This is a genomic window from Streptomyces tyrfis (assembly GCF_037034285.1).
Lineage (GTDB): Bacteria > Actinomycetota > Actinomycetes > Streptomycetales > Streptomycetaceae > Streptomyces.
Map to the genome: position 1 here is coordinate 40,855 of NZ_JBAGJZ010000056.1, position 11,714 is coordinate 52,568.

The following is an 11,714-nucleotide window of genomic DNA, read 5'->3' on the forward strand; positions in this document are numbered from 1 at the left end:
CGTGGTCAGCCCTTCTCGGCGGTGGTCGCCGCCCCGTCCGTCGCGAGGTCGACGGGGCGTACGCCGAAGTGGGCGAGCATCGCCGTGCAGGAGCGGCAGGGCGGGGCGTAGCTGCCGTGGAGGGGGTCGCCGTCCTCGCGGATGCGTCGGGCGGTGAGGCGGGAGTGCTTGAGGGCGCGGCGGGCCTCGCCGTTGGTGAGGGGTTTGCGGCGGGCGCGCTTGGAGCGGGCGGATTCGGCGGCGGTGAGGTGGCGGGAGAGGAGGATGGCTTCGGGGCAGCGGCCGGTGAAGCGTTCGCGTTGGCCGCTGGTGAGGGTGTCGAGGAAGTCCTGCACCAGAGGGTGGAGGGCGGGGGGCTGGTCGCCCTTGCCGGCGGTGCAGGTGAGTGTCTCGCCGCGTACGGACAGGGCGGCGGCCACCGCGGGGAGGATGCCGTCGCGGCGGTGGCGCAGGTGGGGTGCGTGGCTGGTGCGGGTGGCGCTCCAGCTGAGGCGTGGATCGCCGGGTGTGGTCGTGGGTGTGACTGTTGGTGCGGTGTGCATGGTGCCGTTCCCTCCCGTGGCCGCGGCGGTGGCCGCGTGGTGCGCACGCCCCCGAGTTGTGGTGACAGCCTGCCAAATGTCCGGGCTGGTGGGGAAGCTGGGGCGGGGTTATGCGGCTTTGTGTCGCTCCTGGGTGGTGGGTCGGTGGTGTGTCGGGTGGCTGGTCGTGACGGTGGGTGACGGGTGGGGGGAGGGGTGGTGAGGGGGAGGGGCGGCGGTTCTCGCCGTGGTGGGGTGTGGGGTGCGGGGGGTGGCTGTGAGAAGGGTGCGGGGGCGGGTTCGGTTCGGGTGGCACCGCATAGGCTGTGCCCGGACCGTTCCCCGCGGCCGGTCCTCATCAGCCAGACGCAGCAGGGGGCAACGCCATGACGACAGGTCGGCCCGGGCAGCAAGCCGCGCCGCCGAACGCGGCCTACGCCGGGCAGCTCGTGCACTTCCCGGATCCGGTTCGTGCGGCCCGTCATCCCGGGGGTGTGCGGATGGGGGCGGGCGGGAGTCCGGATTTCGCCCCGTACGCGCGGGCGGCGGCGGAGATCGCGGAGCCGCCGCAGGGTTTCGGTGTGGATGAGTTGCGGCTCACCGATTACGTCTCGGCGAACGCGGCGCTGGCGGCGAGCGGGCACGAGCTGTGGGACACGATTCCGGCGGTGGCCACGCCGCACGGCTGGACGTGGCACCACGTTCCCGGTGGGCGGCGCATGGAGCTGGTCCCGGTCGAGGTCAAGGCGTTGCTGAGGCATCATGCGGGTCTCGCGGCGACGGCGGTCGACCAGGAGAAGCGGGGGACCCGGCCGTTGCAGGAGACCCGGCCCGCGCACTTCCGGCTGCCGAAGGGGGCCGTGGCGGTCACGGAGCAGCAGGTGCAGGGGGTCGAGGAGGATCTCGGTTACCGGTTGCCGGGTGCGTACCGTTCGTTTCTGAAGGCGGCGGGCGGTTCGGCGCCGGTGGGGGCGGCGCTGGACGCGCGGTTGGGGCTGCTGGTGGATCAGCCGTTCTTCACGGTGCGCGAGGAGGCCGCCGTGAACGATCTGGTGTATGTGAACAAGTGTCTGCGGGACCATCTGACCAAGGATTTCCTGGGGGTGGCGTTCGTGCAGGGCGGTCTGCTGGCGGTGAAGGTGAAGGGCGCCGGCATCGGTTCGGTGTGGTTCTGCGCGTATGACGACGCCCGGGACCGGGACGGCTGGAACGTGCAGGAGCGGGTGGACCGGTTGTTGCTGCCGTGCGGTGACGACTTCGACGCGTTCCTGGAGCGGCTGGCGGGTAATCCGCCGGAGCTGGAGACCGTGGCGAACCTGATGGTGGACGGTGGCTTCGCGCGGGCCGTCCCGGTGGAGGGGTGAGCGCGATGGTGACGTTCGCGCAGGCGCAGGAGCGCGCCGATGAGTGGATCAATGGTGATGTGCCCGCGTATCAGCACCGTGAGGTGCGGGTGCGGGAGTTCGAGCTGGGTTTCGTCGTGTGGGGCGAGGACCGCGCCGAGGGTCCGGTCTCGGACGGTGGCCGGCAGCGGATGGTGATCGCCCGGGACAGCGGTGAGGCCACGCTGTGGCCGGGGCTGCCGGTGGGCGAGGTGATCCGGCGGTACGAGGAGGAGTACGGGGTGGTCGCCGCCGCTGCGGCCGCTCCGGAGCCGCCGCAGCGGGTGGACCTGAATCAGACGTCGTTCCTGTTGAGCCCTCCGGAGTGGCTCCAGGAGGCGGCGGACAAGCTGGGCATTCCGGATCACCGTGACGGCCGGGGCGACCAGGGCGGTCAGGGGGGCCGGAGCGACGGGGACGGGCGGGTCGGGCGGGTCGGGCGGGTCGGGTACGAGCCGACCGCAAACGACGGGGTGCCGGCGTCGTCGCCGGACGTGCCCGTCGGTTCCACCCCGTGGGACGGTACGGACACCAATGCGCTGTCGGACGACGACGGCTCGGTGCCGCTGCCGGCCACCGTGTTCGCGCCGCCGCTTTCGGGCGCCGACGACGAGGGCGCCCCGCCGCCGGTCGTGCCGGCGGACGCGCCGACCGCGCTGATGTCCGGCGGCAGCCAATTGCCGCCGACGGCGATCGTGTCGGGCCTGGACCGGCCGCGCGTCGACGGTCCCGCTTCCGGGGCGGGTGCGCCGGGGGTCCCCGGGGCCGGTCCCGGGGACATCGCGGACGCGACCACGGGCAAGGCCGTCGTGCCGCCGCCCGGTACGCGCGGGGGCGGTCCTTCGACCCCGCCGCCGCCCGGCGTGCCCGGCATGCCGGGCGCTCGTCCGGGTGCGCCGGTGCCGCCGCCCTCGACGCCGGGCGTGCCCGGGGCCCCGGCCGGTGGGCCCGGGGCGCCTGGTGCCCCTGGTGCTCCTGGTGCTCCTGGTGTTTCCGGGGGCCCTGGTGCTCCCAGTGCGCCTGGCATGCCTGGTGCTCAGGGGGTGCCTGGGGCTCAGGGGACTTCCGGTACTCAGGGGACTTCCGGTGCTCCGGGGGTGCCTGGCCCTCCCAGTGCTCCTGGTGCGTCTGGGGCTCTCGGTGCGTCTGGTGCTCCCAGTACGTCTGGGGCTGCTGGTGGGACGGGTGCTTCCGGTGCGCCGCAGCCGCCCGGTCCTCCGAACCCGCCCGGTCCGCCCGGCCCTCCTGGTCAGCCGGGTGCGCCCGGGGTGCCCGGGGTGCCGCCCGCGCCTCCCGGTGCGACGCCTCCGCCCGGTGGCGGGGTGCACCATGCGGCGACGATGCTGGCGGACCCGAGCATGGGCGGTCAGCGCATGCCCCAGCCCCCGGGCCCGCCCGGCCCGCCCGGGCCTCCTGGTCCTCCGAACCCGCCCGGTCCGCCCGGCGTGCCCGGTGCGTCTGGTGCGCCCGGGGCTGCTGGTGGCGCCGGTGTTGCCGGTGCGCCGCAGCCGCCCGGTCCTCCGAACCCGCCCGGACCGCCCGGCCCTCCTGGTCAGCCGGGTGCGCCCGGTGTGCCCGGGGTGCCGCCCGCGCCTCCCGGTGCGACGCCTCCGCCCGGTGGCGGGGTGCATCACGCGGCGACGATGTTGGCGGACCCGAGCATGGGCGGTCAGCGCATGCCCCAGCCCCCGGGGCCGCCCGGCCCGCCCGGTCCTCCCGGTGCGCCGCAGGGCCCCGGCCCCGTACCGCCGTTGTCCGGGCACACCCCGCCCCCGGCGTACGGCTATCCGCAGCAGCCCGGTCAGCCGACCGTGGGTCCCGGCTACCAGGCCGTGCTGCGCTACCGTGCGCCCGATGGCAGCGAGCAGCAGCTGATCCGTCGTTCGGCGCCCGGCACTCCGCACCCGGAGTGGCAGATGCTGTACGAGCTGCGGGCGATGAACGTGCCGCCGCAGCAGGTCATCGAGCTGCATACCGAACTGGAGTCGTGCGAACTGCCGGGCGGTTACTGCGCCCGGATGATTCGTGAGACCTGGCCGCAGGTGCGGATCACCAGCGTGGCCCCGTACGGCACTGATCACGCCAGCCGGCAGCAGGGCATGCGGCATCTGCTGACGCATCAGGGCGAGCTGCACCAGGTGGCGGACGGGCCGGCGCGTCCGGCGCCGGTGCGCGCGCCGCTGCCGCAGGTGCCGCCCGCCCCGCCGGTGCCGCCGGAGGCCATTGCGCAGGAGATGGCGCAGGCGTTCGGCCCGCAGGGCGTGCTCCGCTTCGATCAGCGCGCGGTGTCCCGGCAGGGCGTGCCGGAGGCGGTGGCGCGGACGCTGGTGTGGGCGGGGCTGCCCGCCGACTTCGGGCCGTTCTTCTGGGCGCAGCCGGGGCAGCCGGTGGTGCCGACGCTGGCCGAGCTTGCCGCGCAGCGGCAGGTGCGGGCGGCGTCGGACGCGGGGGCGTACCTCGTGATGGGGACCGATTTCGGCCGGGCCATCTGTGTCCAGTACGGGACCGCGAACATCGTGGCGGTGCCGGTCGAGGCGGGCCCGGACGGGCAGCCTGCGGCGCCGCAGTTCGTGAACACCGGGCTGCCGGAGTTCCAGCGTTCGATGGCCCTGCTCGGCCGGATGTGGCGGCTGCGCTTCGGGCTCAACCCGGAGCAGGCAGGGCGTTGGACGGTCGACTTCCAGGCCCAGCTGGTGGCGCTGGACGCGGCGGCGCTGGCGTCGCCGGAGAGCTGGTGGTCCGTGATTCTCGAACAGATGTGGGATGGCTTGATCTGACCTGCGGGCCCCGGGGACCCGGCCCGGTGCGGGTCGGACGCGGGGCCGGTTCCGGCCGGGCGCTGGTCCGGTCGGTGGATTTCGTGGGCGTGGCGCCCGGTTCCCGGAAGGGGCCGGGCGCCGTGTCATGCGGTGCTTGTGATGCCCGTCGCTTCCGTCCGGAAAGGTGTTGATCGATTCCGACTTCTGCGCCGATTTGCCGCATCCTTGACCTATTGGCTGGTGGTCGGCGAGTCGGAAAGAGGCTTGAGGGATGAGTTCTGCACCGGGGTCCGGACTTGACTACGTCGGCATGCGGGGGCGCGGGTACCGGCCGGAGCAGGTGGACCGGGCGCTGGCCGGTCTGGCCGAGGAGCGGGACGAGGCGCGGGAGCGGGTGGCCCGGCTGGCCGCGCGGGTGGAGGAGTTGTCGGCGGAGTCGGTCCGGCTGGGCGAGGTGGTCGCCGCTCTCGCCCCGCAGGACTATGTCTCGCTCGGTGAGCGGGCCCAGCGGATCCTGGCGCTCGCCGAGGGTGAGGCCGCTTCCCTGCGGAACGCGGCGCAGGAGGAGGAACGGGCGTTGCTGGAGGCCGCCGACGAGGTGAGCCTGCGGCTGCGCGAGTCGGCGCGGGCGGACGCCGAGGCGATGCGGGCGGCGGCCGAGGAGTACGCGGAGGAGACGCTGTCCGCGGCCCGGCGGGAGGCCGAGGGGATCGCCGCCGAGGCCCGTACGGACGCCGAGGAGGTGCGGCGGGAGGCGCAGTCCGTGATGGAGGAGACGCGCCGCCGTACCGCGAGCGTCCTCGCGCACCAGAAGCAGGAGCACGCCGAGCGGGGCAAGGCGGCCGAGCAGGAGTTGGCCGAGGCCCTGGCGGCGCAGACGGCGCGGCATGTCGAACTGATCGAGCGGGCGGAGGACCGGCTGACCGAGGCGCGGCGGGGCCGTTCCCGGGCGGAGGAGGCCGCGCGGCACACCAACGAGGACGCCGAGGCGCGGGCGGCGGAGCTGATCGCGGAGGGCAGGGCCCGCGAGGAGCGGGTGGTCCGGGAGACGGAACGGATTCTGCGGGAGCACGAGGAGGCGCGCGAGGAGCTGCACGCGCACATGACGCATGTCCGCAACTCGCTGGCGGCGCTCACGGGCCGGGTGGTCCCGGGCTCGTCGGAGCGGGCGTCGGCGGCGGAGGCCGATCCCGAGCCGGGCGCGTAGCCGGAGGCGGACGAGCAGCCGGAGCCGGCGTCGGACGCGGGGCCGGTGGTCGGTGCGGGGGCCGCAGGGGCCGGTCCGGGCCCGGCCACCGGCCGAACGACGCCAGTTCGACGGGGCGGGCCCTCAGCGTCCGGGGTGGAAGCGGTGTTCCTTCTTCAACTCGTCTATGAACGAGGTCCAGGAGGGTGCGGCGAAGGTCAGTGTGGGGCCGTCGGTCTTCTTGCTGTCACGGACGGGGACGGCTCCGGGGAAGCCGTCCGCCACCTCGACGCAGTCGCCGCCCTCCTGGTTGCTGTGGCTGCTTTTGCGCCAGGCGGCGGCGGTCGGATCGGGAAGGGGCGGTCGCGTCATGGTGGTCGTCCTCCATCGCGGATCGGATCGTGTCGAGCGACATGTGCGGGGGGCAGAGCCGCTGCCCGGAGGTCTGCACTCCTGTGCCGGGGAACGCCTTCCGGCCGACGTGCGGCCACAGGTCGGCCGGCGGCTCGTCCGCCGTACGGAGTCCGCGTACGTGTGAACGGTGTGGGCGGAGTGCGTCGCCGGACCGGCCGACGCCGGTCAGCGGTTGATCGCGGGCGGGCCCCCGGCGGTGTCGTCATCCGCCGTGCGGTGTCGGTGCCGTGGCGGCCGGGGGTGTGCCTGCCGGGGGCGCGCCCGCCAGGATGCGTGGTTCCTCGCCCTGGTACAGGCGTCGCGCGGCGGGCGCCGTGTGGCGGGGGAGGACCGTGCCGAGCCAGCCGGCCAGGAATCCGGCGGGGATGGAGACGAGCCCGGTCGTGGTGTACGGGAACCAGTTGAAGTCGAGGTCGGGGAAGACCGAGGAGGGCGAGCCCGAGACCAGGTTGGTGCCGGTGATCAGCACCATGACGGTGGTGGTGCCCACGATCAGGGTGCTGAGCAGTCCGGTGCGGGTGAAGCGCCGCCAGAACATGCTGTAGACGAGGGCCGGGGCCAGGGCGGACGCGCCGACGCAGAACGAGAGCGTGGCCAGGGCCTGCACGTTCCAGTGCCGGGCGACCACGGCGAGGGTGGTGGCGAGGATTCCGACGACGGTGGCGGAGACCTGGGCCGTCCGCATCTCGGAGAGGCCCGGCAGCGGCTTGCGGCCGGGGTCGCGCACCCCGTGCAGGCCGTGTGCGAAGAGGTCGTGCGCGAGGGAGTTGGCGCAGGCCAGGATCATTCCGGCGACGGAGGCGAGTAGGGTCAGGAAGATCGCCGTGGTCATCGTCGTGACGACCAGCGCGCCCAGTCGCCCGCCGCTCGCGACCGCGCCGGTGACCTGGAGGATCGCGCTGTTCCCGGAGGCTCCGGCGGCGGTGATGCGCTCATGGCCGACGAACCCGGCCGCGCCGAAGCCGATGACGACGAGCAGCAGGCAGATCCCGGCGACGACCGCGACCGCCCAGGACAGGGTGCGGCGGGCGGCCTGCGAGGACGGGGCGCTGGTCATGCGCATGGTGACGTGGGGCAGGCAGGCGGCGCCGAGCACGACGGTCAGCTCGGAGCTGACCATGTCGAGCCCGCTCCCCCCGAACTGGAGCCCGGAGCTGAGATACGCGGCCCCCGCGCCGCTGCCCTGCCGGGCGGCCGAGAGCAGCGCTCCGGTGTCCCAGCCGAACCGGTTCATGATCAGTACGGCGATGGTGAACGAGGCGATGAGGAGCACCACGGTCTTCACGATCTGGATCAGGGCGGTGCCCCGCATGCCGCCGATCGCCGCGTAGCCGATCATCAGGACGCCGAGGCCGATGATGGCGCCGGTGCGGAAGCCGGAGCTGTCGAAGCCCAGGATGAAGGCGAGCAGGTCGCCGCTGCTGGCGAGCTGGACGACCATCATCGGGATGAGCGCGGCGATGGTGGTGGCGCAGGCGGTGATGCGGACCGCGCGGCCGGGGGCGCGGCGTACGAGCAGGTCGCCCATGGTGAAGCCGCCGACGTTGCGCAGGGGTTCGGCGAGCAGGAACATCAGCAGGACGAGCGAGAGGGTGATGCTCAGGGCGAGGATCATCCCGTCGTAGCCGGTGAGGGCGATGATGCCGGTGGTGCCGAGGACGGTGGCGGCGGAGAGGTAGTCGCCGGCGAGGGCGAGTCCGGCGCGGCGCGGGGACAGGTCGCGGGAGCCGGCGTAGAACTCGTCGAGGTCGTCGCGGTCGGGCCCGGTCATCACGCAGAGCAGCAGGGCGATGGTGCCGACGGCGAGGAAGGCCACCAGGGACATCGACCGGGCGGAGTCGTCGAAACCGTTCACTGGTCCGCCGCCTCTCCGCGGAGCCGGGCGGCGAGCGGGTCGACGGTGTGCCGGGCGGTCCGTTCGTACCGGACGACGGCGAGCAGTGTGACGGGCAACTGGCAGAGGGCCAGGGCCACTCCGAGGTTGAGTCCGCCGAACAGGGGCTGCCGCAGCTCGCTCTTGGCGAAGGCGGAGAGCAGCAGGAAGAGGAAGAAGTAGCCGAACGCGGTGAGGGCCGCGACGCGTCTGAGCGACCGGTACGCGGTGCGCAGCCGGCGCAGATCGCCGTGGCGGACGGGCGGTTGACCGGGCGCGTGGGCGGTGGAGGGCCGGGCGGAGGCGGGCGCGGACGGGGTGGCTCCCGGCATCGGCGCCGGGGGCGGCAGGGGTTGCGAGCGCTGCCAGGGCAACAGGTAGTCGGCCTGCTGTGGGGGTGGGGGGTTTCCATGCGACATCGGGGTGCTGCTCCTTGCGTGGCTCGGTTCCTGGCTGGACGGCAAGGCAGGAGTGCGGGGTGGGGAGTGCTGTCGGGAAGCGTGAACATTACTCGCCGGTATGCGGAGTTGGGGAGACCCTGGCTCGAACTGCCGAGGTGATTGGCTCAGTTGTGTGAGATTGCGCCGGGGCGGCGTCGCCCGGGTGTCGTGCGGATGCCGCCCGGATGCCGGTCGGGTGTTGCTTCGGCGTCGTGCGGGTGCCGTCGGGGGAGGGGCGGGCCCGGCGGCTTCCGGGGGCGGCTGCTCGGGTGTCGTGCGCGTTATCGCGCCCGGCGGTGTCCGTGGTGGGGGGCCGGTGCCGTACGCGTGCCGCGCCGGTGTGGCGTCCGGGGCGGCGGTGGTGTCCGTCGCGGGCCCCCGCGCGAGGGGCCCGCGCCTCCTCCGGGTGGTCGGCCGCCGGTCGTGTGGCGTCCGTCGGTCCCGCCGGCTCCCTCCGCCGCGTAAGAGACGGGCGGAACGGCGCGTTCCGGTATTAATCGGTAAATCATGCCGAACGTCTGGTTAGGTGCTTTACTTCGATCTTAGGTTTAGCTGCCCATACCGTCACATCTGTGCTGTCTATGGGCATCTGACGCTTTGTGCCACTGGATGTCTCATGTGGAGGGGTAGCCAGGAATGAACGGATTGAGGCGGTTCCATGCCGCCGCGAACGAGCCCGGGGAAAGGCGGCCTGAGCGGCCGTCGGCGCTCCGGCTCGGGACGCGCGGGAGCGAGAGGACCGGTGCGGCATGGAGTGCGGTTCGTGGCGGCCGCGTCCCCAGACGGAAGCCGGGAGGGTTCTGAATGGCCGGCAAGCTCACCCGCCGGGGACGGCACAGGAGAAGCCGTTCGCTCGCCGGCGTTCTGGCGCTGGCGCTGGTGTCCGGGATGACCGCCCTCGCGGCTCCGTTGCTCAGCACCTCCACCTCGTATGCGGCGGCCGGTGACGCGTTCGACCCGGCCGACCCGACGGTCTTCGTCGCGCAGGAGGTGCCCACTCGTCTTTACAAGGCGATCACCGGGGCCTCCGGGAGCGTGACCTTCCAGCCCGAGGGGCCGGACGCCGGGTTCACCTACAACGCCATCAGCTACAACACGGCGGACAACTATCTGTACGGGGTGGCCGGGGGCGGCGGGGACCCCGCCATACCGCTCGGCTCGATCATCCGGATCGGGCAGGGGGGCGTCGTGACCCGCGTGGGCAACGAGGCCACGGTGGGTTCGGCGAACTGGGGGCGTTCGGCCCCGACGGCGGCTTCTACGTGGGCTCCAGTGCCACCGACGTGGCCTACCGGGTGGATCCCGCCACCGGCAAGGTGACCTCGACGATCCAGTTGCCCATGGTTCCGCCCACCGCGGACCTCACGTACGCGGACGGCTACTTCTGGGGCGTCGAGGCGGGCGGCAAGATGGTTCGTGTCGACCTCCTGGGCGCGACCAAGACGGTCACGATCCTCGGGGTGGCGGTTCCGGCGGTCGAAGCCGGATACGGATTCGGTGCGGCCTGGACGTTCGGCAACGGCAACATCGGCGTTTCCGACAACGCGTCGGGCACCGTCTACCAGATCAAGATCGCCAACCCGGCCTCGGCGAATCCGACATTCACCCTTGTCTCGACCGCGCCCGGCCCCGCGAGCGGCAACAACGACGGCGCGGCCTCGCCCGGTCTGCCCACCGACCTCGCGGTCGTGAAGAAGGGCCCCGAGACGTTCAAGCCGGGGACCCCCGTCACCTACACCCTCACGGTGAAGAACAACGGGCCCGGCAACTCCAGCGGTTACACCGTCAAGGATGTCGTTCCGGCGCCGCTGACCAACGTCAAGACCTCGACGCCGGGCTGCACGGTGGCCGGCAACACCGTGACCTGCGTCGGCGGCCGCACCCTCGCCGGGGCGGAGAACACGATCAGCATCACCGCGGACAGCCCGGCCTCGATGACCGCCCCGGTGGCCAACACCGCGACTGTCGTCGCCAACGAGAAGGACCCGACCCCGGACAACAACGAGTCCTCGACCGAGGGAACGCCCCTGGTCCCGGGGCTGTCGGTGAAGAAGACGGCCGACCCCGCGACCGTGAAGGCCGCGGGCGAGCGGATCACGTACTCGTTCGTGCTGACCAACACCGGGAACGTGGAGCTCAAGGACCTGGCCGTCGACGAGACCTCGTTCTCCGGCACCGGCACCGCCCCGGTGGCGGACTGTCCGGACGGCCCGCTGGCCCCGGGCAAGAGTGTGACCTGCACCGCCACCTACACGGTGACCCAGAAGGACATCGACGCGGGTTCGCTGGAGAACACCGCCACCGGCACCGGCACCCCGTCGGACGGCGGTGAACCCGTGGTGTCGCCCCCGTCCGAGGCGAAGGTCTCGGCACCGCCCGAACCCGCCCTGACGGTCGTCAAGTCGGGGCAGAGCGCGAAGCCCGACGCGCTGGTGGCCGGTGAGAAGGTCGAGTACGCCTTCGTGGTGACGAACACCGGCAATGTCACGCTGAAGGACGTGAAGGTGGACGAGGGCGAGTTCACCGGTTCCGGGAAGCTGTCGGATGTGGTCTGTCCTGCTGGGGCTGGTTTGCTGGCTCCGGGTGCGAGTGTGACGTGCACGGCGTCGTACGAGGTGACGCAGGCGGATGTGGACGCGGGTTCGATCAAGAACTCGGCGACGGCGACGGGTACGCCGCCCGGTGGGACGCCGCCTCCGGTGTCGCCTCCGTCGGAGGTGGAGGTTCCGGCTCCGGCCGACCCCGCGCTCACGGTGACGAAGACGGCGAAGACCGAGAAGCCCGGCGAGCTGGTGGTGGGCGAGAAGGTCGAGTACGCGTTCCTCCTGAAGAACACCGGCAACGTCACGCTGAAGGACGTGAAGGTGAACGAGGGCGAGTTCACCGGGTCCGGGAAGCTGTCGGATGTGGTCTGTCCCGCGGGGGCCGGTTCGCTGGCTCCGGGTGCGAGTGTGACGTGCACGGCCTCGTATGAGGTGACGCAGGCGGATGTGGACGCGGGGTCGATCAAGAACTCGGCGACGGCGACGGGTACGCCGCCCGGTGGGACGCCGCCTCCGGTGTCGCCTCCGTCCGAGGTGGAGGTTCCGGCGCCTTCGAAGCCCGGCCTGACGGTGGTCAAGACGGCCGCGACGGACAG

General features: G+C 72.8%; 9 protein-coding genes. 5 read left to right on the plus strand and 4 right to left on the minus strand.

Translation table 11 applies throughout. From position 1 onward, the window contains the following. Positions 1-5 precede the first annotated feature (5 nt). Entirely contained in the window at positions 6-542 is a 537-nt protein-coding gene (locus tag WA762_RS30935) for a YwqJ-related putative deaminase (RefSeq protein ID WP_335940154.1), read from the minus strand. Positions 543-907: 365 nt separating this feature from the next. On the opposite strand from WA762_RS30935, the gene WA762_RS30940 reads away from it, so the two are divergent. The 3 genes from WA762_RS30940 to WA762_RS30950 all read left to right on the plus strand — a co-directional run bounded on the left by WA762_RS30940 (position 908) and on the right by WA762_RS30950 (position 5,869). Next, the gene (locus tag WA762_RS30940; RefSeq protein WP_335940156.1) at positions 908-1,885 is read left to right on the plus strand and encodes an SMI1/KNR4 family protein; all 978 of its coding nucleotides are present in this window, start codon (positions 908-910) and stop codon (positions 1,883-1,885) included. A gap of 5 nt (positions 1,886-1,890) precedes the next feature. Continuing rightward, positions 1,891-4,680 carry an SUKH-4 family immunity protein gene (locus tag WA762_RS30945; protein WP_335940158.1) on the plus strand — a complete coding sequence of 930 codons (2,790 nt, stop codon included), beginning with the start codon at positions 1,891-1,893 and terminating at the stop codon, positions 4,678-4,680. A gap of 253 nt (positions 4,681-4,933) precedes the next feature. Beyond that, a complete protein-coding gene (locus WA762_RS30950; RefSeq protein WP_335940160.1) occupies positions 4,934-5,869 on the plus strand; it encodes a coiled-coil domain-containing protein in 936 nt (311 codons plus the stop codon). Between the two features lie 123 nt (positions 5,870-5,992). Here WA762_RS30950 and WA762_RS30955 read toward each other — a convergent pair whose 3' ends face one another. From WA762_RS30955 to WA762_RS30965, 3 genes are all read right to left on the minus strand, one after another. Next, positions 5,993-6,220: a DUF397 domain-containing protein gene (locus WA762_RS30955; RefSeq protein WP_335940163.1), complete on the minus strand. Its 228-nt coding sequence runs from the start codon at positions 6,218-6,220 to the stop codon at positions 5,993-5,995. A gap of 244 nt (positions 6,221-6,464) precedes the next feature. Beyond that, positions 6,465-8,087: a sodium/solute symporter gene (locus WA762_RS30960; RefSeq protein ID WP_335940173.1), complete on the minus strand. Its 1,623-nt coding sequence runs from the start codon at positions 8,085-8,087 to the stop codon at positions 6,465-6,467. Between the two features lie 26 nt (positions 8,088-8,113). Then, positions 8,114-8,554: a DUF485 domain-containing protein gene (locus WA762_RS30965; protein WP_335940165.1), complete on the minus strand. Its 441-nt coding sequence runs from the start codon at positions 8,552-8,554 to the stop codon at positions 8,114-8,116. An 825-nt stretch (positions 8,555-9,379) separates the two neighbouring features. Between WA762_RS30965 and WA762_RS30970 the strand changes: the two genes are divergently transcribed. Both WA762_RS30970 and WA762_RS30975 read left to right on the plus strand, forming a co-directional pair. Then, positions 9,380-9,895, plus strand: a complete 516-nt coding sequence (locus WA762_RS30970; protein WP_335940167.1) for a DUF6923 family protein — start codon at positions 9,380-9,382, stop codon at positions 9,893-9,895. Beyond that, positions 9,838-11,714 (plus strand): DUF11 domain-containing protein (locus WA762_RS30975; protein WP_335940169.1); only part of this gene is annotated, 1,877 nt, incomplete at its 3' end. The genes WA762_RS30970 and WA762_RS30975, both read left to right, overlap by 58 nt.

Excerpts from the sequence above, each read along its gene's own strand:
- WA762_RS30945 (WP_335940158.1), top strand. The coding sequence starts at position 1,891 with ATGGTGACGTTCGCGCAGGCGCAGGAGCGCGCCGATGAGTGGATCAAT.
- WA762_RS30960 (WP_335940173.1), bottom strand. The coding sequence starts at position 8,087 with ATGTCCCTGGTGGCCTTCCTCGCCGTCGGCACCATCGCCCTGCTGCTC.
- WA762_RS30950 (WP_335940160.1), top strand. The coding sequence starts at position 4,934 with ATGAGTTCTGCACCGGGGTCCGGACTTGACTACGTCGGCATGCGGGGG.
- WA762_RS30955 (WP_335940163.1), bottom strand. The coding sequence starts at position 6,220 with ATGACGCGACCGCCCCTTCCCGATCCGACCGCCGCCGCCTGGCGCAAA.
- WA762_RS30940 (WP_335940156.1), top strand. The coding sequence starts at position 908 with ATGACGACAGGTCGGCCCGGGCAGCAAGCCGCGCCGCCGAACGCGGCC.
- WA762_RS30965 (WP_335940165.1), bottom strand. The coding sequence starts at position 8,554 with ATGTCGCATGGAAACCCCCCACCCCCACAGCAGGCCGACTACCTGTTG.
- WA762_RS30970 (WP_335940167.1), top strand. The coding sequence starts at position 9,380 with ATGGCCGGCAAGCTCACCCGCCGGGGACGGCACAGGAGAAGCCGTTCG.
- WA762_RS30935 (WP_335940154.1), bottom strand. The coding sequence starts at position 542 with ATGCACACCGCACCAACAGTCACACCCACGACCACACCCGGCGATCCA.